Source organism: Neobacillus drentensis, assembly GCF_036966985.1.
Taxonomy (GTDB): Bacteria; Bacillota; Bacilli; order Bacillales; family Cytobacillaceae; genus Neobacillus; species Neobacillus drentensis_E.
Genome location: NZ_JBALSN010000367.1, coordinates 5587 through 6130, shown reverse-complemented (window position 1 = coordinate 6130; position 544 = coordinate 5587). Strand labels below are relative to the sequence as shown.

At 43.2% G+C, this 544-nt stretch carries 1 pseudogene; it reads left to right on the top strand.

The window, feature by feature from the left end:
- Positions 1 to 544 (top strand): annotated as a pseudogene (locus tag V7659_RS22170) (glycoside hydrolase family 2 protein); the annotation flags it as partial.

The following is a 544-nucleotide window of genomic DNA, read 5'->3' as shown; positions in this document are numbered from 1 at the left end:
CGCCTCTTCCAACCGCTACACGTTAGAACGAAATATCCCGAAGGATCAGTTTTTCTGGGGAAGCGAAGAAATGGCGTACCGCAATAAGGATATTCATCATCCAAAAGGAATTTTGCTGATGGAAGGCTATACTGGTGTTCCGAAGGATTTAGATGAGTACATTGCTTATTCGATGTTAACGCAGGCAGAAGGATTGAAATTTGGCATCGAACATTATCGCCGGAATAAACCACATACAAGCGGCGCTTTATTTTGGCAGCTAAATGACTGCTGGCCGGGTACTAGCTGGTCTGTTATCGATTATTATTTATTGCCGAAAGCTTCTTATCATTATGCCAGGAAGTTCTTTAGTCCTGTTCTTTTAACGATTGACCACGAACCAGGAAAAGAGCTGAAGGTTTGGGTGGTAAATGACCGATTAGAAGCTTATGAGGACGAGATGGAGCTGGCTGTTTATCAAATGAATGGCGAAAAGGTCTTTTCTAAGCAATGGACGGTATCGGTACCATCCAATGTTTCACAGCAGGCGGACATTGTTTTAGAG